The organism is Algibacter luteus (assembly GCF_900141715.1).
GTDB classification, from domain to species: domain Bacteria; phylum Bacteroidota; class Bacteroidia; order Flavobacteriales; family Flavobacteriaceae; genus Arenitalea; species Arenitalea lutea.
This window is the reverse complement of the sequence record NZ_FQYK01000010.1, coordinates 19,926-42,587: the sequence shown is the minus strand read 5'-3', so window position 1 is coordinate 42,587 and position 22,662 is coordinate 19,926. Positions and strand designations below refer to the sequence as shown.

Annotated in this window: 21 protein-coding genes; 8 read left to right on the top strand and 13 right to left on the bottom strand. The window is 34.3% G+C overall.

The window, feature by feature from the left end; all coding sequences use genetic code 11:
* Positions 1–26: 26 nt before the first annotated feature.
* The 3 genes from thrC to thrA all read right to left on the bottom strand — a co-directional run bounded on the left by thrC (position 27) and on the right by thrA (position 4,775).
* Positions 27–1,319, bottom strand: a complete 1,293-nt coding sequence (thrC, locus tag BUA46_RS14155) for a threonine synthase (RefSeq protein ID WP_019388554.1) — start codon at positions 1,317–1,319, stop codon at positions 27–29.
* 3 nt (positions 1,320–1,322) lie between these two features.
* On the bottom strand, positions 1,323–2,246 hold the full coding sequence (locus tag BUA46_RS14150) for a homoserine kinase (RefSeq protein WP_019388555.1): 924 nt from the start codon (positions 2,244–2,246) through the stop codon (positions 1,323–1,325).
* A gap of 84 nt (positions 2,247–2,330) precedes the next feature.
* Entirely contained in the window at positions 2,331–4,775 is a 2,445-nt protein-coding gene (gene thrA / locus BUA46_RS14145; protein ID WP_019388556.1) for a bifunctional aspartate kinase/homoserine dehydrogenase I, read from the bottom strand.
* Positions 4,776–5,119: 344 nt separating this feature from the next.
* Between thrA and BUA46_RS14140 the strand changes: the two genes are divergently transcribed.
* A complete protein-coding gene (locus BUA46_RS14140) occupies positions 5,120–6,697 on the top strand; it encodes an NAD(P)H-hydrate dehydratase (RefSeq protein ID WP_019388557.1) in 1,578 nt (525 codons plus the stop codon).
* A 43-nt stretch (positions 6,698–6,740) separates the two neighbouring features.
* Here BUA46_RS14140 and BUA46_RS14135 read toward each other — a convergent pair whose 3' ends face one another.
* The 6 genes from BUA46_RS14135 to BUA46_RS14110 all read right to left on the bottom strand — a co-directional run bounded on the left by BUA46_RS14135 (position 6,741) and on the right by BUA46_RS14110 (position 12,259).
* Positions 6,741–8,114 (bottom strand): TlpA family protein disulfide reductase, encoded by a 1,374-nt coding sequence (locus BUA46_RS14135; protein WP_019388558.1) that lies wholly within the window; start codon positions 8,112–8,114, stop codon positions 6,741–6,743.
* A gap of 130 nt (positions 8,115–8,244) precedes the next feature.
* Positions 8,245–9,099, bottom strand: a complete 855-nt coding sequence (locus BUA46_RS14130) for a substrate-binding domain-containing protein (RefSeq protein ID WP_019388559.1) — start codon at positions 9,097–9,099, stop codon at positions 8,245–8,247.
* Between the two features lie 14 nt (positions 9,100–9,113).
* Positions 9,114–9,983, bottom strand: a complete 870-nt coding sequence (locus BUA46_RS14125) for a nucleoside phosphorylase (protein WP_019388560.1) — start codon at positions 9,981–9,983, stop codon at positions 9,114–9,116.
* Positions 9,973–10,914, bottom strand: a complete 942-nt coding sequence (locus tag BUA46_RS14120; RefSeq protein WP_019388561.1) for a hypothetical protein — start codon at positions 10,912–10,914, stop codon at positions 9,973–9,975. Before BUA46_RS14120 ends, BUA46_RS14125 begins: the two co-directional genes overlap by 11 nt.
* A 3-nt stretch (positions 10,915–10,917) precedes the next feature.
* Positions 10,918–11,244: a translation initiation factor gene (locus BUA46_RS14115; protein ID WP_019388562.1), complete on the bottom strand. Its 327-nt coding sequence runs from the start codon at positions 11,242–11,244 to the stop codon at positions 10,918–10,920.
* Positions 11,245–11,308: 64 nt separating this feature from the next.
* The gene (locus tag BUA46_RS14110; RefSeq protein ID WP_019388563.1) at positions 11,309–12,259 is read right to left on the bottom strand and encodes an isopenicillin N synthase family dioxygenase; all 951 of its coding nucleotides are present in this window, start codon (positions 12,257–12,259) and stop codon (positions 11,309–11,311) included.
* 134 nt (positions 12,260–12,393) lie between these two features.
* Here BUA46_RS14110 and BUA46_RS14105 point away from each other — a divergent pair, with 134 nt between their 5' ends.
* Together BUA46_RS14105 and BUA46_RS14100 are read left to right on the top strand one after the other, a co-directional pair.
* Positions 12,394–14,397 carry an alpha-ketoacid dehydrogenase subunit alpha/beta gene (locus BUA46_RS14105; RefSeq protein ID WP_019388564.1) on the top strand — a complete coding sequence of 668 codons (2,004 nt, stop codon included), beginning with the start codon at positions 12,394–12,396 and terminating at the stop codon, positions 14,395–14,397.
* A 40-nt stretch (positions 14,398–14,437) separates the two neighbouring features.
* Positions 14,438–14,872, top strand: coding sequence for a 3D domain-containing protein (locus BUA46_RS14100; RefSeq protein ID WP_026010136.1), 435 nt, complete (start codon positions 14,438–14,440; stop codon positions 14,870–14,872).
* On the opposite strand, the gene BUA46_RS14095 is transcribed toward BUA46_RS14100, so the two are convergent.
* Positions 14,844–15,401, bottom strand: a complete 558-nt coding sequence (locus BUA46_RS14095) for an ExbD/TolR family protein (protein ID WP_019388566.1) — start codon at positions 15,399–15,401, stop codon at positions 14,844–14,846. The two genes, BUA46_RS14100 and BUA46_RS14095, sit on opposite strands and share 29 nt — an antisense overlap.
* 68 nt (positions 15,402–15,469) lie before the next feature.
* On the bottom strand, positions 15,470–15,709 hold the full coding sequence (locus BUA46_RS14090; protein WP_019388567.1) for a hypothetical protein: 240 nt from the start codon (positions 15,707–15,709) through the stop codon (positions 15,470–15,472).
* Between the two features lie 316 nt (positions 15,710–16,025).
* Between BUA46_RS14090 and BUA46_RS14085 the strand changes: the two genes are divergently transcribed.
* Positions 16,026–16,727, top strand: a complete 702-nt coding sequence (locus BUA46_RS14085; protein ID WP_019388568.1) for a hypothetical protein — start codon at positions 16,026–16,028, stop codon at positions 16,725–16,727.
* 6 nt (positions 16,728–16,733) lie between these two features.
* Here the strand turns inward: BUA46_RS14085 and mgrA are convergent, their stop codons facing one another.
* On the bottom strand, positions 16,734–17,747 hold the full coding sequence (mgrA, locus tag BUA46_RS14080; RefSeq protein WP_019388569.1) for an L-glyceraldehyde 3-phosphate reductase: 1,014 nt from the start codon (positions 17,745–17,747) through the stop codon (positions 16,734–16,736).
* A 247-nt stretch (positions 17,748–17,994) separates the two neighbouring features.
* Between mgrA and BUA46_RS14075 the strand changes: the two genes are divergently transcribed.
* Positions 17,995–19,554 carry a DEAD/DEAH box helicase gene (locus tag BUA46_RS14075; RefSeq protein ID WP_026010138.1) on the top strand — a complete coding sequence of 520 codons (1,560 nt, stop codon included), beginning with the start codon at positions 17,995–17,997 and terminating at the stop codon, positions 19,552–19,554.
* A 19-nt stretch (positions 19,555–19,573) separates the two neighbouring features.
* On the opposite strand, the gene BUA46_RS14070 is transcribed toward BUA46_RS14075, so the two are convergent.
* On the bottom strand, positions 19,574–20,047 hold the full coding sequence (locus tag BUA46_RS14070) for a cupin domain-containing protein (RefSeq protein ID WP_019388571.1): 474 nt from the start codon (positions 20,045–20,047) through the stop codon (positions 19,574–19,576).
* A gap of 355 nt (positions 20,048–20,402) precedes the next feature.
* Between BUA46_RS14070 and BUA46_RS14065 the strand changes: the two genes are divergently transcribed.
* Genes BUA46_RS14065 through BUA46_RS14055 form a run of 3 tightly spaced genes read left to right on the top strand, consistent with a single transcriptional unit; the run spans position 20,403 to position 22,651 of the window.
* Complete coding sequence (locus tag BUA46_RS14065; protein ID WP_019388572.1) at positions 20,403–20,855, top strand: cold-shock protein; 453 nt, start codon at positions 20,403–20,405, stop codon at positions 20,853–20,855.
* A 43-nt stretch (positions 20,856–20,898) separates the two neighbouring features.
* On the top strand, positions 20,899–21,813 hold the full coding sequence (locus BUA46_RS14060) for an EamA family transporter (protein WP_019388573.1): 915 nt from the start codon (positions 20,899–20,901) through the stop codon (positions 21,811–21,813).
* A 16-nt stretch (positions 21,814–21,829) separates the two neighbouring features.
* Positions 21,830–22,651, top strand: a complete 822-nt coding sequence (locus BUA46_RS14055; protein WP_035106585.1) for a DMT family transporter — start codon at positions 21,830–21,832, stop codon at positions 22,649–22,651.
* Positions 22,652–22,662 lie beyond the last annotated feature (11 nt).

The window sequence follows — 22,662 nt, the reverse complement described above, 5'->3', positions numbered from 1 at the left end:
TGCCTAATGACTTCAGATAAACAATTTTATTTTAAAAGAAAATCCTTCAGTTCGTTATATGTCGATATTACAACTGCTTCTTTTTCTTTACCCATAACCGATTGTATTTGTTCAGGTAACGGTTGTTTTTCTTTAATTACATCTTCAACAACATCTAAAAACTTAGTTGGATGCGCCGTTTCTAAAAACACACAATGCGCGTTTGGATGGTTATTCAAATAAGATTTACATCCCAAATAACCAACAGCCCCATGTGGGTCTGCAACGTAGTTATACTTGTTATAAATTTCTAACATAGCTTCTTTAGTTTCATCGTCAGAAAAACTGTAAGAAGACAGATTGCTTTTTAAGTCTGCAAATTGATTCTTATAAATTTCTTGAATACGAATAAAATTACTTGGCGCACCAACATCCATAGCGTTCGAAATGGTTTGAACCGAAGGTTTTGGTTCGTAAAGCTTTGAAATTAAATACCTTGTCACAACATTATTAGCGTTGTTTGAAGCCACAAAATGTTTAACTGGTAAACCCAATTGTTGTGCCATCATACCAGCGCAAATATTTCCAAAATTTCCACTCGGAACAGAGAACACAATGTCTTTATACTTATTATGTAATTGCTTATAAGCAAACATAAAATAAAATAACTGTGGCAACCACCGCGCTACATTGATTGAGTTGGCAGAGGTTAATTGCATTTTGCTTGTTAAACTTTCATCTAAAAAAGCGGTTTTTACCATGGCTTGACAATCGTCAAACGTACCATTAACTTCTAATGCTTTAATATTCTGACCTAAAGTTGTAAGTTGCATTTCTTGAATATCGCTCACTTTCCCGCTAGGGTAAAGTATAACCACATTAACGCCTTTTACGCCTAAAAAACCATTCGCCACGGCACCGCCAGTATCGCCAGAAGTAGCTACTAACACAGTGACTTCATTCGTATTATTTTGATTGAAATACCCTAAGCAACGTGCCATAAAACGAGCTCCTACATCTTTAAATGCCATGGTAGGACCGTGAAATAATTCCAAGGTAGAAATATTTTCATTTAAGTTAACAACAGGAAAATCAAAAGAAAGTGTTTCTTCAACAATTGTTTTTAAAATTGCTTCAGGGATTTCAGGAGACACAAATTGTTTTATGGCTTCAAAAGCGATTTCAGAATAAGTCAGATTATCAAAATTATCCCAAAAAGATTGAGGTAAAGGTGTGATACTTTCTGGAAAATACAAACCTTTATCAGGCGCTAAACCTTTAACCACTGCATTTTCGAATGTTGTATTTGGAGCTTTATGATTGAGTGAATAGTAATTCATTATTTATTCAATTATTTTAACACCTTCAGTGTTTATTTTAGTCACATGTATTTCAAAATCGATTCCTGTTTTTGAATATACATCTTGTATGGCTTGTTTTATTTTATTGGCTGTTTCTGAACCTTTACATAACGTAAAAATTGAAGGTCCTGATCCTGAAATACCAACACCTAATGCATTGGCTTTTAAAGCCGCTTGTTTCACTTCATTAAAATAAGGAATCAATTGACTTCTGTAAGGTTCAACAATCACATCATTTAAGGAATTTCCAATTAACTCGTAATCATTTGTATGTAAAGCGTGTACCAAACTTCCTAAATTAGCCCATTGTGTAATGGCATCACTTAAAGGCACTTCTTTTGGTAGTAAAGCCCGAGACTCTGAAGTCTTAATTTCTATTTGAGGATGAACAATAGTAGCGTACAAATCATTAGGCGTTGGTATTTCTAATATCTTCAATGGCGATAAACTTTTCACCAACGTAAATCCGCCAAAAAGTGCAGGAGCGAGGTTATCGGCATGTTCGCATTTACTGGCTAAAGCTTCACCTTCTATGGCAAAGGCAGTAAGCTCTGTTTTGTTAAATGGTTTTCCTAATAATTCATTCATTCCAAAAACACTTCCAACTGCACTTGCTGCACTACTACCAATGCCACTTCCTGGTTTTATGTTTTTATAGATTTCAATTTCAAAACCAAAATCGACATCTATAGCCTCATACATTGCCAATGCCGAAACACCGGCAACATTTAATTCTGCTTCGTAAGGCAAATCGAATCCTTCTATATTGGCAATATGAATGCCTTTTTTAGCAGTTTTTCTAATTACCATGTCATCTCCAACGCTATCCAAACAAAACCCTAACACATCGAACCCACAGGCGACATTCGCAACGGTTGCTGGAGAAAATATTTTTATTTCGTTCATCTTTTTTTTAATAGTTCTTGACTGCGCTCGAACGGACAAAAATCATTATTAGTTTTCAGTGTCTGTAAACTACCACTGTTCAAATTAATCGTTTCCTAGTCTAATAATATCAGCAAATAGACCAGAAGCAGTCACATCTGCACCAGCCCCTGCACCTTTAATTATCATAGGTTGTTGAGGATAACGCTCGGTATAAAACATAACGATATTGTCGCTTCCCTCTAAATTATAAAACGGATGTCCTTCGGGTATTTCTTGCAACCCTACACTGGCTTTTCCATTTTCAAATTTAGCAACATATTTTAATTGACAGATGTTCGCTTTCGCGGAAGCGTATAAACTTTGATAATGTGCTTCGTCTGCAATTAACGTTTGATAGAAATCATCAACCGAATCACTTTTTAAACCAGCTTCTGAAAGAAACGATGTATTATCTATATCTTCTAAATTCAATGCTATACCACTTTCTCTGGCCAGAATTAAAATTTTGCGCGCTACATCAACACCGCTTAAATCTATTCTTGGGTCTGGCTCAGTATAACCCTCAGCACCAGCTTGTTTTACAACATCATAGAACTTGGTTTTATCATTGAAATTATTAAAAACAAAATTTAAACTCCCAGATAAAACTGCTTGAATGGAGTTTACCTTATCGCCGGAAGCAATTAAATTTCCTAAAGTATCAATTATTGGTAATCCCGCACCAACGTTAGTTTCAAACAAGAAAGGCGCGTTGTACTTCAATGATAATCGTTTTAAGTCTTTATAGTTATTGTAATCACTAGAACAAGCTATTTTATTACACGCTACAATGGCAATACTTTGTCTTAAATACTGTGCATATAAATCGGCAACATCTTTATTTGCAGTAACATCAACAAAAATGCTGTTGCGTAAATTGAGTGCTTTTGTTTTTTCAAAGAAACCTTGTAAGCTTGCTTTTTCTCCAGATGCCAATTGTTCTTTCCAGTTATTTAAACCGATACCGTCTTCATCAAAAATCATGTGCCTAGAATTTGATAATCCAACAACACGTAATTTAATTTTAAGATTGTCCTTTAAGTATTTCTTTTGTTGTTTTATTTGTTCAACTAAGCGTTCGCCAACATTTCCAACACCTGTAATAAAAACATTTATTTGTTTAGTTTTTGTCTCAAAAAACTGCTCGTGAAGCGTGTTTAATGCTTTTTTAACATCCTTTTCATCAATAACGGCAGTAATATTCTTTTCTGAAGCACCCTGCGCAATGGCTCTTATATTGATGTTATTTTTACCTAAACTACTAAACATTTTACCACTAATACCTTGGTGGTTCTTCATATTATCTCCTACTAAGGCAATAATTGACAATCCTGTTTCAATAATGATAGGCTCAATTTTACCTAAAGCAATTTCATTTTCAAAAACGACATCAATTGCCGCTTTTGCATTTTCTGCTTCTTTATCTTCAATTCCCAGACAAATAGAATGTTCAGACGAGGCTTGCGTAATCATAATCACATTAATTTTCTCTTGTGATAACGTTTCAAACAAGCGTTTTGAAAATCCTGGAATCCCAACCATTCCACTACCTTCTAATGTCAATAATGCAATATTTCCGATGTTACTAATCCCTCTTACTGGAGAAGTCGATTTAATTTCTTCATTAGAAATTACGGTTCCAAAAGCATCAGGTTCTAAGGTGTTTTTAATGTGAATTGGAATATCTAAACTCAAAACAGGTTGCACCGTAGGTGGATATAAAACTTTCGCACCAAAATGCGATAATTCCATTGCCTCCTGATACGAGATTCTTTCAATAGGGTAGGCCTGTTTTACCAATTTAGGATTCGTGGTATACATACCACTAACGTCGGTCCATATCTCTAAGGTCTCAACATGTAAGGCTGCGGCAACAATAGCAGCTGTAAAATCTGAACCACCACGACCAAGCGTTGTAATTTCACCAATTCTAGATTTAGAAATAAATCCAGGAAGTATGGTTATTTTTTGTTTAGCCGATTTAAAATAATCGCGAATATTTTGATTCGTAATACTATAATCCACTTCAGCTTTCGTGAAATTTGAATTTGTAACAATAAGCTCCTGCGAATTTTTAACATCTGCGGAAAGCCCTCTGTTTTTCATTGTTTCAGCAATAATAAACGACGATAGCAATTCACCAAAACTCACTAATTTATCGGATGTTTTTGGCGATAATTCATTGATTAGAAAAATGCCATCTAATAAACTTCTTAGAGCGTTTAATTTATCTTCTACAAAGCTTAAAATGTCATCACTTTTGTTTGGATTTAATTCCTTAACGATTTCAAAATGACGTGTTTTTATGGTATTGAAGGTTTCTATAAATGCTTCCTCCTTATTTTGCGCTTGCTTTCCAGCTAAAAGTAATTTGTCTGTAATGCCACCAACAGCCGAAACCACACAAACCAAAGTATCCGTTTTGCTGTGGTTAACTAAAATATTGATGACGTTATTTATATTTTGTGAAGAACCCACTGAAGTTCCTCCGAATTTTAAAACCTTCATGTTTTAATGTCTTGATAATTAAAAATAATGCTTGAAATGTTGTAATTTTTTGAAATTACAAAATGAGTCTGCGGAATATATATAACTAGCAACCCCAAAGGGTTGTAATATTTGTAGTTGTACCAAAAGCACTCGTTGTTCCTTTTGCGAAAAAAGAAACTAAAGTAATCGTATTTTGGCTGAAATGATTCATTATTGTTATATAATACCCTTCAAAAGTATTACATTTAACCTAATAAAAAAACTAAAATATTTTTTTTACAATATTCTTATCTTCAATCGGTATTCGTTTAAAAAAAACGACTAATTGTGATAAGAAATGAAAAAATGATAATTACCTATACATGAAGCTATTTTCTAAAGAACAAATTTACGAAGGCGATAAGCTAACTGCAGAAAGACAAAACATTACCTCTACCGACTTAATGGAGCGTGCGGGTACTCAAATTTTTAATTGGATGCATATGCGCATGCAAGGCGCTCAAGTGCCTATTCATGTGTTTTGTGGTATCGGAAATAATGGGGGAGATGGTCTAGTTTTATCGAGGCATTTGATAACTCATGGCTATAATGTAAACACCTATATTATTAATTGTAGCGACAAACGATCGAAAGATTTTTTAATTAATTACGACCGCATAAAGAATGTGACTAAAAAGTGGCCGGTGCTGTTAAATTGTGCTCAAGATTTTCCCGAGATTGCTCCGGAAGACATCATTGTTGATGCCGTTTTTGGCATAGGATTAAATAGACCAATTGATCTATGGGTCAAACAACTTTTTATACATTTTAGAAAAAGTAAAGCTTTTACTCTAGCTATAGATATTCCGTCAGGGTTATATCCAGACCAACCAGTTAAAGATGAAGATGCCGTAGTTTGGGCTGGATTTACTTTAAGTTTTGCTTCCCCAAAATTGGTGTTCTTTTTACCCGAAACCGCAAAATTTACGGTACAATGGGAAGTTTTAGATATTGGATTAGATCCTGAATTTTTATACACCACTGAAACTCATGTTGAATTGATTGGTAAAAATGAAGTGCTACCCAATTACGTGCCTCGAGAAAAATATTCGCATAAAGGACAATTTGGCCATGCATTGATTATTGGCGGAAGTTATGGTAAAATAGGAGCGGTTACACTAGCCAGTAGAGCGACATTAACAGCAGGAGCAGGATTGGTTACAGCCTATATGCCAAAATGTGGCTATCATGCCATACAAGCCTCTTTTCCTGAAGCGATGGTAATAACCGATGTGGATGAAGAAATAATATCATCTATTTCATTTGATATTGATCCCACCGTTATTGGCTTTGGAATTGGAGCAGGGACAGATACTAAAACTGCCAAAACATTCGAAGCATTCCTGAAAACGAATAAAGCACCGTTAGTAATAGATGCTGATGGATTGAATATGCTATCTAAAAAGAAAACGTTGCTGAAATTATTACCAAAAATGACGGTATTAACGCCGCATCCAAAGGAGCTAGAACGTTTGATTGGGAAATGGAAAGATGATTTTGATAAGCTTGATAAAGTTAAAGCGTTTACAAAAAAGCATCAAGTTATAGTTGTTATAAAAGGTGCTAACACCATAACTGTTTTTGAAGACAAATCATATATAAATACTACTGGAAATCCTGGGCTTTCAACGGCAGGAAGTGGTGATGTATTGACAGGAATTATTGTTGGGTTAATTTCGCAAGGTTACAGCCCTTTAGTAGCAACCATAATTGGCGTGTATTTACACGGAAGGTCTGCTGATATTGCTGTTGAAGATTTTGGCTACCAAAGTTTAATTGCGAGTCATGTTATTGAGTATTTAGGTGAAGCGTTTATAGATTTATTTAAGCAACCTGAACAACCTCCGCAACAAGAAGCATCGCAAGAAGAAGGTGAAGCTCAAGAACAAAATCAAACATAAAAAAAGCCGCAAAAAGCGGCTTTTTTTTATCACTATATTAATTTTATAATTCTTGAGCGTTAAACAATTCAATTAACTTTTTACTAGACGGACGCGGTGCATTGGCAGTTACAATATTTCCTTCGTCATCAATTAAAATAAATCTCGGAATACCCTCAATTTGATAGGCTTTTACAAAAGCAGAATTCCAATCGTTATCTGCAAATAACTGCACACCACCTAACTCTCTATCATTAACCATGGTTTTCCATTTTTCATGGTCTCTTAGTTTATCAATAGAGATACTCACGAATTCGATATTTTTGTTATGATATTGTGCTTCAACCTCCTTTAAGAAAGGGATTTCACGAACACAAGGTCCACACCAAGTTGCCCAAACATCTACATAAACGTATTTACCTTTTAAATCTTCTAAAGAGGTTTTACCTCCTGCATGATTTTCATAATCAACAAATTTTGGTGAAGGTTTCCCTTCGGTTAACCTCATTAATTCGTTGAATTTATCTTTAATAATTTGGTTGTTCTTCTCGTCAGTAGAATTTTTTATAAACGTATTATAAAACGCATCAATATCTTCTGAATACGTTATATTAAAGCTAGCAAAATCGAAAAGCAAAGCATTTTTAATGGTTTCGTTATCAATCGCACCAACGGTCTTTAAAAAAGCCATATCGTATCGAATAGAATCTTTTTCCTTTAATTTTTGTGCCTTATCACCATAATAATCATTTACAATATCCTTGTAATTGCTTGAGAAATTGAAATCTTCGGCATTATTATAATCCACTTCTTTTAGCTCATTTAAGAAATCTTCAGAAACTTTAAAATTCTCTTTTTTTGTGAAGTATTTATGGGCTCTCTCGTAATTATTTAAACTTCCTAAATAACCATAAAATAGATTTTTTTTCTCTTTTGAAGCAAATTCACTTGATACACCTTCAGTATTATTTAATAATTCTTCTTGCGTATTTTTAAAGGCAAGCATGCGCTCTTTATACTGGGCTTCATCCAAAGAATACACTTCTTTATTATTTTTAAACATCTCTTTTTCTTGCTTTCTTTTAGCAACTAAATAGTTGTTTATTTCAGAGCCAACACCTGTAATTTTAATCGTGTTATCAAAATCGTTCGCATCATATGTAATATGTAGATTATATCCAGATTCGATATTTAAAAAAATAGGATTTGAACCGTCGTATAACACATACGAATTAATATCAGTACTCAGTGTATCTGTAAAGGCTCCAACTGGAGATACCGCTATAGTTTCTTTAAACGAACGGTCTTCACTATTAATAGTTAGCTCACCTACTGGTCTGTTAGTTATTTCACCAGAAATTATCGCAATACCTGACTTATCTTCTTTTTTACATCCGATAATGGCTATTGCAAAAGCAATAAAAAGTAGTTTTTTCATGTGTTATATTATTTGAGGTTCAAAAATAGGAAAATACATAGCCTATTCACTTTATTTTGTTAAACATTAACATTTTAAAACAAGTATAAATGTACTTGACCCTAAATATGATTTTTTAAAAGTTCTATATTTAAATTTTATAAATCAATGATTCGTAATCAACAATTTCTGGAATAATATTTAGTGCAAACAATTCCTTTTGCACATTCATAACGGTTTTTTTGTCAATTAATTCTTGAGACCATTCTGTAATACTTAACCATTCCTGTACATCGTCTAACTTTTGCTCATAACGGTTGGCAATGGTTTTATCGATACTTGGTATGTTTTTGAAATCTTCAGTAGTGTTATTAATGATGTTTAGTATTGTTTTTAAGTCTTCAGGATGATTTTCTATAAACTCTTCTCTTACTGCAATTACAAAACAAGGCCATGGAGAAGGGCAGTTACCAATACGCCTAAAAACCCCATCATCAACGATAGGTTTGGTAGTAAATTTTTCCCATAAAAAATAATCGGCAACGCCATTAGTTAAACCTTCAACGGCACCATCTAAGTTTTTGATAACCTCAAAATTTAGGTCTTTCTCTAAATCCCAATTGTTGTTCTCAGCATTGATGTAAGCCATTAAATGAGAGCCCGAACCATATCGACTAATAGCTGCTTTGGTTCCTTTTAAATCTTCAATAGTCTGATATTTAGAATCGTTAGCCACATGAATACCCCAATTAAGTGGCGTTTGCACAAAAGTTTGCACAATTTTGCTTGGGTTTCCGTCAATAATATCTTTTATAATACCTTCGGTTAAAATCACAGCAATATCAATATCACCATTTCTTAAACCTTTACACATCGCACCAGTACCGCCATAGTAATCTTGCCAACGTAAATTGATACCTTGTTCCTTATACTCGCCATCTTTTAAGGTTAAATACCAGGCCAAATTAAAATGTTCTGGCACGCCGCCAATATTTACTTGCTTCATGAAATCAATTGGGTTTACTCTGTAAGTTTATTAAGTGTATATGTTATTAAATTTTCGACTGCCGCTCCTGGGTCTTTACTAAAAGTTCCTAAAACTCTATTGGCAATAATGGCGTTTAACGAGATTGCATCATGACCTAATAATTTTGACAAGCCATAAATTGCCGATGTTTCCATTTCTAAATTAGTGATTTTGGTACCATTAAAATTGAAATTATCCATTTTAGAATTCAAATCTGCATCTTGAACGGCTAGACGCAATACACGCCCTTGCGGACCATAAAAACCTCCAGCTGTTGCTGTTAAACCTTTATATATAGTGTTGCTATCTAAAGTTTTTTGAAGAGACTCGCTGCCTTTTACAACAATTGGACTTGCTTTTTCTGAATGCCAATTGGTCTGTTCTGCAAAGGCTTTTTCAATATCGGGAGACCTAATGCCATCAATCTTATAAGCGTGGAGCATCCCGTTTAGGTCTAGTCCATGGGTACTTAAAACAATCGAATCTACTGGAATATCATCTTGCAATGCACCTGAAGTTCCAACTCGTACAATTTTAAGACTTGTAAGCTTGTCTTTTATTTGTCTTGTTTTAAAATCGATATTCACTAGTGCGTCCAGTTCATTTAAAACAATATCAATATTATCAGGACCTATGCCGGTTGAAATTACCGTTATACGCTTCTTTTTATAATATCCGGTATGGGTTTTGAATTCTCGCTTTTGTGTTTCAAATTCAATGGAGTCAAAATACTTTGATATTCTACTTACTCTATTTTGATCGCCAACAAAAATGACGGTATGGGCAACATGCTCTGGTTTTAAATTTAAATGATAAACACTTCCATCTGGGTTTAAAATGAGCTCAGACTCTTTAATTGGCATTTAATATAGATTTTACAAGTTTATTTTCAGCGATATTAAACTGAAAACTATTTTTTTCAACGCCACCAAAAATCATGCGATCATTAATATTAGCAGCGAAATTTTTCTGCCCTAGTAAGGCTTCGTGACCTTTTCGATTCAATTCTATTTTATGTTCAGAAACGGTATAAAAGATGCTTAAATATTCAATAATTCTTTCAAATTGTATATCACCATAACCATAGTACCCTTGATAATTTAAGGCATAACCTAATAGATGATTTTTAGATGTGATATTTTGTTCATTAATAATTTTAAGAATATTGGTTTCGAGAATATTCAACCCAGTTATAGAATCTGGAAAACGCTTTAAATGCGCTTTTAAACAATTACTTAGATATTTGAAGGACGAACTTTTTACAATAAATGGTTTTAATAAATTATGATCGATACCACAGTAAATACCCCAAACGGTAGTCGCCATTTCGATATCTTCCTTGTTGAGAAGAACTTTATTATTATAATGGTCCATAAGCTGCTCTGGAGTTAGTTCTGGAAGTCCTTTTAGACTCTTACTCCCTTCAATACGACCGCTACAAACTAAGTAAATAGGTAAGTCTATTTTTCTTTGCTGAAGTAAACTAATTACAGCAACCATATTTAAATGGCAAAACAAATCATACTCAAACCAAAGAATAATTTCTGAGTAGTTTTCAGGGTTATTTAGTTTATCTATTTCAGCGTTTATTTGATCAAGGTCTAAATCAATATCATAAAACTCACTAAAAAATTTGATGCGTTCATTTATAAATAATTCTGAAACCACTTTTCTTGTCGTCGGTCCTTCACATAACATTTCTTGCCATGTTAATTTTTCACCTTCAACATTTAATTCGTTAAGGAAGTTAGTTAAACTACTACCATTGGTGATATGCAAAGGTTTATTTTTCATAATTTATCCTCCAACACGCTTAACATTAAAACCCTTGTCTTTTAACATTTGCATGATTTTATCGCGATAATCGCCTTGAATAATAATTTTATCATCTTTAAAACTCCCACCTACACTCAGCTTTGTTTTAATTTCTTTGGCTAATTTTTTAAAATCTTCGGTAGCTCCAGTATAACCTTCAAGAATGGTAATGGGTTTTCCTTTTCGCTTTTCGTATTTGCATATTATGGGATCGTCTTGCATCCAAATATCACTAGCTTTGTTTTCAGAAGTCTGTTCTTCCTGAATATGCTCCGGAAATAAGTTTTTTAGCTGGTCTTGTAAATCCATTATTTTAAGTAATTATCCTCAGTTTAAGCGAACAAAAAGTATACCTAACTAAAGATTATTTATGCTATTTTTTTATCAGCCCTAATTCAATTAATCGTTCCGTTAAAAACTCGCCAGCAGTAATATCATCAAAGGCTTTAGGATTATTTTCATCAATACAACCAGGTAAAACATCAAGTTTCATTTCACTAATAGGGTGCATAAAAAACGGAATAGAGTAACGTGAAGTACCCCAAAGCTCTTTTGGTGGGTTAATTACGCGGTGTATAGTCGATTTCAGTTTATTGTTGGTATGTCTCGAAAGCATATCGCCAACGTTAATCATCAACTCATCAGGCTCAGCAATGGCATCAATCCATTCACCTTTATGGTTTTGCACTTGTAACCCTCTTCCTTGAGCACCCATTAATAGGGTGATTAAGTTAATATCACCATGTGCTGCAGCTCTAACCGCTTCTTTAGGTTCTTCGGTAATTGGTGGATAATGTATTGGTCTTAAAATAGAATTACCATTATAGATATACTCATCAAAATAATTTTCTTCAAGTCCTAAGTGTAATGCCAAAGCTCTTAACACAAATTTTGCTGTTTTTTCAAGCATTTTATAGGTTTCCTTACCAACTTTATTGAATTCTGGCAGTTCCTTAACATAAACGTTATCTGGGTATTCCTCTTTTAACTTATCGTTATTTTCAACATACTGTCCAAAATGCCAAAACTCTTTTAAATCGCCTTCTTTCTTGCCTTTTGCACTTTCTTTTCCAAAAGACACATACCCGCGCTGTCCTCCAATTCCAGGAATTTCGTATTTCTGTTTGGTTTCTGTTGGTAAACTAAAAAAGTTTTTAACCTCTTTATAAAGATTTTCTACTAAAGCTTCGTCTAAAAAATGACCTTTTAGCGCAACAAAGCCAATTTCTTCATAGGCTTTACCAATGGCGTCCACAAAGTTTTGTTTTCTAACGGGGTCGTTAGACAAAAAATCTTTTAAATTAACACTTGGGATGATATTCATAAAATGTGATTTTAAAATGTGATATACACAAATGTACAAAAACATTCAAAGTTATATATACTGAGTAATGTGCAATTTTTTGAATTATTAATGTTGAATTATGGTATATTTGATAGTGAATTAAGCATTTTTTTATGAAAGTGATAAAATCTACATCGCAAATCAATTACAAAGAAGGAAAACTTGATGCCCATTTGCTTTTAGCATTATATAAAAATATGCTGAAACCCAGATTGATAGAAGAAAAAATGTTGATTCTGTTAAGGCAAGGTAAAATAAGTAAGTGGTTTTCAGGTATAGGGCAGGAAGCCATAGCTGTAGGTATAACTATGGCGATGCAAGAAGATGAATATATTTTACCAATGCATCGAAATTTAGGTGTTTTTACAACCAGAGGCATTCCATTATACCGATTATTTGCCCAATGGCAAGGAAAAGCTTCAGGGTTCACAAAGGGGAGAGATCGCTCTTTTCATTTTGGGACTCAGCAATACAAAATTGTGGGTATGATTTCGCATTTGGGTCCGCAGTTAGGTGTTGCCGATGGGATAGCATTAGCCTCAAAATTAAAAAACAAAAATCAGGTTACAACTGTTTTTACGGGTGAAGGCGCCACCAGCGAAGGCGATTTCCATGAAGCTTTAAATGTGGCTTCGGTATGGCAATTGCCCGTTTTATTTTGTGTTGAAAATAACGGTTATGGATTATCAACACCCACAAACGAACAGTATAATTGTAAAGATATTGCGGATAGAGGTTTAGGCTACGGCATGGAATCACATATTATAGACGGCAACAATATTGTTGAAGTCTATACTAAAATGTGTGAAATAACCGCTTCTGTAAGACAAAATCCAAGACCTGTTTTAATAGAATTTAAAACGTTTAGAATGCGCGGACACGAAGAGGCGAGTGGTACCAAATATGTGCCACAGGAGCTTATGGATACTTGGGCAGCAAAAGACCCCATCTTAAATTTTCAAGCGTTTTTAAAAGAACAAAAGATTTTAAGCGAAACTGAGGAAGTAAAAATAAAGGAAACTATTGTACATGAAATAAATGAACATTTGGATGTTGCGTTTAATGAAGAAGCTATTATTCCTGATGAAACCAATGAATTAAATGATGTTTATAAACCTTTTGATTACCAAGTAGATAATGAAAATTCAGAGTTAAAAGAAATACGCTTTATTGATGCCATTTCCGATAGTTTAAAACAGAACATGGAACGTCATGAAGACCTAGTCATTATGGGTCAAGATATTGCAGAATATGGAGGTGCATTTAAAATTACCGAAGGCTTTATAAATCTTTTTGGAAAGGATAGAGTGAGAAATACACCCATTTGCGAATCGGCAATTGTTGAGACTGCGATGGGATTATCCATAGCTGGGATTAAAAGCATTGTTGAAATGCAATTTGCAGATTTTGTAAGTTCTGGTTTCAATCCGATAGTCAACTATTTGGCAAAAGCTTTTTATCGCTGGCAACAAGAAGCTGATGTTGTTATAAGAATGCCTTGCGGTGGCGGTGTTGCTGCAGGTCCGTTTCATTCACAAACTAACGAAGCTTGGTTTACTAAAACACCAGGTTTAAAAGTAGTATATCCTGCCTTTCCATATGATGCCAAAGGCTTGCTAAATACTGCAATTAATGACCCTAACCCTATATTATTTTTCGAGCACAAAGGCTTGTATAGAAGCATTCGTCAAGAAGTTCCTGTCGACTACTACACATTGCCTTTTGGTAAAGCTTCTGTTATAAAAACGGGGCAAGATGTAACCATTATTTCTTATGGTGGAGCGATTCATTGGGCTTTAGAAACTTTAAGTAACAATCCAGAAATTTCAGCAGACCTTATCGATTTAAGAACGCTTCAGCCTTTAGATACGCAAACCATTTATGATTCTGTGAAGAAAACAGGACGTGCCATAATGCTTCAAGAAGACTCTCTTTTTGGAGGCATTGCAAGTGATATTTCAGCAGGTATTATGGAAAATTGCTTTGAGTATTTGGATGCCCCTGTAAAACGTGTGGCTAGCATTGAAACCCCTATTCCTTTTGCAAAACAGCTTGAAGATCAATATTTACCGAAAAACAGATTTGAAGCCGAATTGAAGGCTCTTTTAGCTTTTTAAATTTAATTACCTATCTTTAATAAAACGATACTGATAAGCCATGAGAATTCTTGTATTTCTTTGTGTTTTAATGTGTTTCAGTTGTAAAAAATCTGAAACTTCTGCTGATGATGAATACATTTGGGATGCCATTCATGTTACCGCAACCGCATACAACTCTTTAGCTTATCAAACCAATTCAAATCCAAATATCACCGCATTTGGAGATAGTTTAAAACCTGGATTAAAATACATTGCTGTTTCTAGAGACTTACTTAAAATGGGTTTAAAACACAATACCCCAATCAAGATTGATGGTCTTGATGGAATATATTTAGTTAAAGATAAAATGCATTCAAAATGGCAAAAACGCATTGATATATATATGGGCGTAGACGTGAAAGCTGCCAAACAATGGGGCAAAAAACGGGTTTGTATTGAATATGGCATTCCTAAAGCAACTGTACTTACTTCGTTTCAGCTTCCGACAAAATAAAAGGATAAGCCTCTTTTACTTGTTGTAGTTCCGTCTTAGTTAGTTTATCTGCAGGCTTTCTAAATACCTTCATGCTGTAATCTTTCCGTAATTCGTAGTAGGCTTTTGTTAATTCATTCTGTACAGCAACATAAGTTTTATAAGTTGTTCGTTGTCCGTTTTGCAACGAAACCACAGCTGTTTTAGGATTATCTGAAAGGGTACTGTTTTTTAAGCCTTGGCAATAGTTACAGCTACCATCGCCATTATTATCTAAAAAAATCTTGGTGAGGTCTTTCAGGTTTTCAATAGAAACTATCTGATTTTCAATCATAATATCATCGCTATTATTAACTAGAATTCGTAAAATATTACGCTCGTTAATGTCTGATGAACAATCCATTCCCGGAGGACATTCTCTAGGCAAAAGTCTGTTAATACCTTCATCTGAAGAGATTGTAGCAGTAACTAAAAAGAAAATAAGCAATAAAAATGCGATGTCTGCCATAGACCCCGCATTTACTTCAGGTACTAATTTTGAGTGTCTCATGATTATAGAATTAAATGTTAATGTGAAAATGAATCACAATAATAATACCGTAATTATGAGCTCCTTAGTTAATGTGCATACCGCTTGGTACCTTTCCAGATGCCCGAATAATACGACTGAAAGTCTTCAATCTTTTTACCACACATTAAGTCTTGCTGAGTCAAGGCATCTAATCTTCTAGATATTTTTACTAAAGTTTTCATTGGATTGATTTTTATAATTAATACTGAAACAGGTTCAGCACATACTGATGAAAGTCTTTGGTTTAAAAAGACGTTACTTATCTGTAACGTCTTTTTGTGTTCCATTCGTGGCTTTTTGATCCTTGTAATGTTCCTGTAATTTGATTGTTGTTTAAAGTTCTCATGATTTTTGATTTTTAATTGATGAATAATTATTTTATTGATTATACCAAGTAGACGAGCATAATATTATTTTGTTACAGTACTATGTATAACAAAGTAATATATTAACAAGATTTAACGTTTTTACGAGGAAGTAGGGCACAAGTAATTTAATATTTTTGCATCTAAAGTCATTTAGGAATAGTTTTTGCTTTTACCGATTTAGAAAAATGAGTGTATCAATTGATTCGTAAAAGATTAATAATATCTTTGAAGCGGCATGAACAACAGATTAAATATTTTACCATTGATGAAACCTTATGTGTTATGTTTAGTTATGCTATTTTTTTCAATAGCTGTGCAGGCTCAAATAGATTCTAGAAAAAAATCTATTGCCATACCTGCTATAGAAGCTGAAAAAGATTCTACAGATGCGAGTCCATTAACACCATCAAAACCTATAGAAAACAATACGACTTTAGGGATGAACAATCCAAAAGTATCTCCAACACTCGACATGCCTAAAAAGGAATTTTCAATGTTTCCGAAAGAAGAATTTGGTAATCCTGGGGAATTATACTCTAAAAATCTTAAAAAGATTGAAAATGAAGTAAAACCCGAAGGTCACGGACTTTATGCAGGCTTAAACGAAGATGCGAATTGGGGAGATTACAGAACAGATTCTGATTTTATTGAAATCTATTACCGAGATTGGGGTGCCGAAGATGCTGATGTTATAGGTATTTTAATTGATGGCGATTTTTACAAACCTAGAGTGTTACTTACTTCAGGTTTTCAAGGTTTTAAGCTTAAATTAAACAAAGGCGTTAATAAAATTCAGTTTTTAGCCATTAATGAAGGCTTTTCGATTCCTAATACGGCTGAGTATAAAATTATCGATGATAAGAGAAACCTTATCACAGGTAAAATATGGCCGCTTTCTGCAGGCGTTAAAGTGACTATTCGAATTATAAAGGAATAATAGTTACTATGTAACGATCTCTTCAATCTTTTGCAATTCGTCTTGAGAAAAATCTAAACAATCTAAAGATTTTACATTTTCTTTCAATTGTTTTGAAGAACTTGCGCCCACTAATACCGAAGCAACTTCAGGTTGTCTTAAAATCCAAGCAATTGCCATTTGTGATAATTTTTGTCCGCGTTTTTGAGCGATTTCATTCAGACTTTGAATTTTACTAATGTTAGATTGAACAATATCGGCATTCAAAAATACAGACTCATTACCCGCACGGGAGTTTTTAGGTATCCCGTTTAAGTACTTATCGGTAAGCATCCCTTGTGCTAAAGGCGAATACGCAATGCAACCAACACCATGCGTGTTTAACGTATCTAGAAGTCCGTCTTCAACCCAACGGTCAAACATGGAGTATCTGGCTTGATTTAAAATAAACGGCACATTCATGTCCTTTAAAAGCTTTGCAGCTCGTTGGGTTTCATCAGGTCCATAATTAGAAATACCAGCGTACAACGCTTTTCCTTGTCGCACAATATCAGCAAGCGCACCCATAGATTCCTCTAGTGGTGTATCAGGATCGTAACGGTGATGATAGAACACATCAACATAATCTAATCCCATGCGTTTTAAACTTTGGTCTAAACTCGAAATTAAATATTTTCTAGACCCGAAATCGCCATAAGGCCCAGGCCACATACCATAACCAGCTTTTGTGGCTATAAACAATTCATCGCGATATGCTTTAAAATCTTGCTTTAAAATAGTTCCAAAATTGGTTTCGGCAGATCCTGGAGGCGGACCGTAGTTATTGGCTAAATCAATATGCGTGATACCTAAATCGAAAGCGGTTCTTAAAATGTCTCTTCCATTTTCAATATCATCCACAAAACCAAAGTTATGCCATAAACCAAGCGAAATAGCAGGTAAAAGTACACCACTTTTTCCAGTACGTTTGTACGTCATAGTATCGTATCTGCTTTCATTAGCTACATAGCTATTTTCTTGAGATTTGTCTTGATTTTGCATGCCTATCGATTTAATTTAAACAAATGTATTAATTCCTTTTTTAAAGCCTAAAGATTTTTATGAGTTCTACAAGATAAATCTAAAACGAATTGTACGTCAATAGTTTAGCCCAATTATATTAAAAAAACTTTTAAAAAATTGAATACAAAAAATCAATAACTGTTAACATTAGTTTGATAATTTCCCGTTAAACATGCTCAATAAACGCTTAAAAGGTGTTATTTTTGCACGTTGCAAAAAATTAAGTATGTCGATAACGAAAGCAGAATTAGAATTAGAAGAAAGAGCAGAAGGCAAAAGTTTATACAGCTACCAAAAAGGTGCCATTGATAAAATTTTTACTGCTTTTGAAGAATCACCAGAAGATTATCACTTACTGTATCAATTACCAACAGGTGGTGGTAAAACGGTAATTTTCTCAGAAATCGTTAGACAATATTTAAAGCATCATCAAAAGAAAGTATTGGTGATGACACATCGTATAGAATTGTGTAAGCAAACCTCAAACATGCTCACAGAATTTGGTGTACATAACAAGGTTGTAGATAGTAAAGCCGATTTAAGCGACCAAGCAGATTACAGTTGTTTTGTGGCTATGGTTGAAACGTTAAACAACCGATTGAATGATGATAAGCTTGATATTTCTGATATTGGTTTAGTTATTATTGATGAGGCACACTACAACTCGTTTACCAAACTCTTTAAGTTTTTTAGTCAGTCGTTTATTTTAGGAGTTACTGCAACACCTTTAAGTTCGAGTATTGAATTGCCCATGACCGATAATTACGATGAGTTAATTGTTGGTGAAAGCATAGAATCATTGATTGAAAATGGCTTTTTAGCACGCGCCGAAATGTACACTTATAACGTGGGATTAACTTCTTTAGTTGTTGGAGCCAATGGTGATTACACCGTTAAATCATCGGAAGACTTGTATACCGATAACGACATGCTATCCAAGTTATTACAAGCATACGAAGAACGTTCGAAAGGTAAAAAAACATTAATATTTAATAACGGAATCAACACCTCTTTACATGTTTACGATACCTTTAGAAGAGCAGGTTATCCTGTAGCGCATTTAGATAATACCAATACTAAAAAAGAGCGCGCCATGATACTAAAATGGTTTAAGAAAACCCCAGATGCCATTTTAACATCGGTTAGTATTTTAACCACTGGTTTTGATGAACCAACTGTTGAAAGTATCATTTTAAACCGAGCAACCAAATCGTTAACCCTGTATTACCAAATGATTGGTCGTGGGTCGCGTATTTTAAAAGATAAAAAATCGTTTACGGTTGTCGATTTAGGAAACAATTTCCATAGGTTTGGCCCTTGGGGCGATAATCTGGATTGGCAACGCATCTTTAAATCGCCTAACTATTACTTAGATGCTATTTTAAGTGATGAAGAGTTAGAAAGCAATTTTAGATATGAAATGCCCGATGAGTTGCGTGCACAGTTCGCAAAATCTGAAGACGTACATTTTGATATTCAGAAAGTGTATGTCGATTCTATTAGAGCCGGTGAATCATCAAAAGTAGTGTTGGAACGTTCTATTGAGCAACACGGTAAAATATGTATTGAAAACAGCGAAGATGTTTACGATGCTATTGCCTTAGCGAAACAATTGGGCGACGATATCGACTTTAGAATCCAGCGTTATACCAAGTGTATTAGTAAAAGTACATTTAACTTTGTGGAATGGCTAAAAGGCGATTACCGCAAGAAACTCAACTCGTATTTGCGTTCAAACTTCGATGAAGTTTTTGAACAAATTCATGGTTATCCTCCGGAAGATTAAGGTTTTCTGAATTTTATTTTCATTCACCCTCCAATTTCAGGGCAACACTGTCGTAATAGTTTTGAGTAAGTTTCTCGGTCCATATGGTTGGTTGATTACCATAAATTGCGATATAGGAAACAGAACTTTTGGCTGAAGCTGTATGCCAATGTTCGGTATCTTTCTTACAGTTCACCACATCGCCTTTTTTTATGATAATGGGTTCTTTACCCTTTTCTTGATAGTAACCTACGCCTTCAACCACTATAATAATTTGTGTTGTAGCGTGTTTATGCCAATCTAAAGTGGAGTTGGCTCTAAAAGTAGCTTGTGTAATGTTTTGATTAAAATTGTTGTCTGCTTCAACTAAAAAATTTAACCAAGCATCGCCTATATGATACGTGTTTGGGGCTTTAATGCCTTCACTTAAATAGGAGCTTATTTGATAATTGGCATTTTGAGCAGAAACAAAAAAGGGGAGCAAGATAGCTAAAATTACGACTAGTTTTTTCATGGTGTAGCATTTGAAATAATTGTGACGAACTCATGCAAGATAAACAAAATGATATGTTTTTGAAATGTTTTAAAACGATTTGAATTTTATGTAAATGAGGTCGTTGCCATTGAACCGCGTTAGGGATTGAACGGCTTGTTTGAGCTCGCCGACACAGGAGGAAGCGAGTAGTGAAAGCCCGACCCTTGTGGTAACCTGCCTGCCGGCAGACAGGCGACCTAAAAAACACTTAACGATACGGTATAACTGATTATTAAGTGAATAAACTATTAATGGGCTGAATATTATAGCATCAGGAATTTTAAGCGTATCTTTACAACTTATAAATTTTAAAACCGAGTAGGAGTATTAAACTATGGCAAAATCGCAAGTTACATTTAACAAAATTGAAAAAGAGAAAAAACGTTTAAAGAAGAGAGAGGAAAAGCAAAAAAAGAAAGAAGCTAGAAGAGCTGAAGCTAAGGAAAACCCACAGGGTATCCAGTTTGCTTATGTTGATTTTAATGGAAATTTAACCGATACGCCACCAGATCCTGCATTGCGAGAAAAAGTTGAAGCTGAAAGTATAGAACTTGGAATTCCTAAAAAAGAGGATAGAGAAGAGGAGGAACCAGCTGCAAAAGAGGGTAAAGTATCTTTCTTTGACCACTCTAAAGGTTTTGGTTTTATTATAGACAGCATTAACCAAGAGAAATATTTTGTGCATGTAAGCGGTACGCTTGAGCCTATTGAGGAAAACGATAAGGTAACTTACGAATTAGAGCGTGGACAAAAGGGCATGAATGCCGTTAGGGTTAAGAAAATCTAATTACTTTTTAAATACTTAATAACTTTTAACAAGAAAGGCCAGTATGAGTGCATCGCGAAAAACGATTCTTATCATTTTAGCCTTTTTTGCTATTTATGTTATTTGGGGTTCTACTTACTTACTTAATAAAATTGCGGTTTCGCAATTACCACCATTCTTTTTAGCGTCTATACGGTTTCTTACCGCCAGCATCATCATTTTTATTATTGCCAAGGTTTTGGGCATTAGTCTCTCTATTTCTAAAAAACAATTGATGAATGCCACCATTGCTGGATTGCTGTTTTTAACTTTAGGTAACGGGCTTGCTGTTTTAGCATTAAAATATATTGATAGTGGTTTTGCGGCTTTAGAAATATCAGCACAACCTCTTGTGGTGCTTATTATGATGCGAGTTTTACAAGGGAAACGCATACAACTGATGTCGTACATTGGTGTGGTTCTGGGTTTTATTGGTATTTTTTTACTGGTAAGCCAAAAAGAATTGATTACTAAAGACGGGCAAATATTAGGCATGGTTTTAATTTTTGCCTGTATGCTTTGTTGGGCTTATGCTAGTATTTTTGTTGGCAACGCCGAATTACCTAAAAACCATTTTGTAAACACAGGCTACCAGATGCTTACTGGAGGCATTTTATTGGGATTAACCAGTTTGGTGCTGAATGAGCCTTGGTCTATGCCTCAAGATTGGCAAGCCGATGTGCAGTGGTCTATGTTTGGGCTTATTTTATTTGGAAGTATTATAGCCTTTACAGCTTTTAATTATTTGCTAAAAGAAGTATCTCCAGATAAAGTAGCCACCTCAACCTATGTAAACCCTATTATAGCTTTAATTTTAGGTTGGTGGATACTTAACGAAGTCATTACAATGCAATCGATAATTGCAGCTGTTATTTTACTAACTGGCGTTTATTTTATTAATACGAAACGCAAATTCAAACCACGATATATTGGACGTTAAACAAGCTATAAAATTTATGATAATTAGCACCTTGGCCTTTGCTTGTATGAATGCCATTGTGAAACATTTAACCGATATTGGCGCCTTCCAAATTGTATTTTTTAGATCGGTAAGTTCATTGTTTTTTACCTTTGGTTTTTTAATAAGAAACAAGATTCCTATTCTTGGTAATAACCGTAAACTCTTGTTTTTAAGAGGTATTGTTGGTGTTATTTCTATGAGTCTGTTTTTTATGTCTACCAAATATTTACCTATAGGTACCGCCGTTTCTTTACGTTATATGGCGCCAATTTTTGCGGCCGTATTTGCGATTTACTTTTTAAGGGAACGGATAAAACCGATGCAATGGATATTCTTTTTTATGGCATTTGCAGGGGTTTTAATTTTAAAAGGTTTTGATACCGAATTGGATAGCTACGGATTACTTTTAATCATTGTGTCGGCTATTTTTAGTGGCTTAGTTTACATTGTAATTAGTAAAATAGGGAAAGGCGATCATCCAGTTGTGGTAGTGAATTATTTCATGGTGATATCCACTATTGTAGGTCTCGCATTTTCAATAAACAATTGGGTAAACCCGGTGGGTATTGAATGGTTGATGCTCATTGGTTTAGGTCTTTTTGGGTATTTCGGACAGGTTTACATGACGAAGGCTTTTCAAATTGCAGCAACCAACCAAGTAGCACCATTAAAATATCTAGAAGTGATTTTTACGCTTTTATTAGGCGTGATGCTGTTTAGCGAAGTGTACACTCTATACAGTCTTTTAGCTATTGCCTTAATAATTTCAGGTTTAGTGCTTAATGCCGTGTATAAAGGAAAACCAAGTAAATCATAGTTTAATTATGC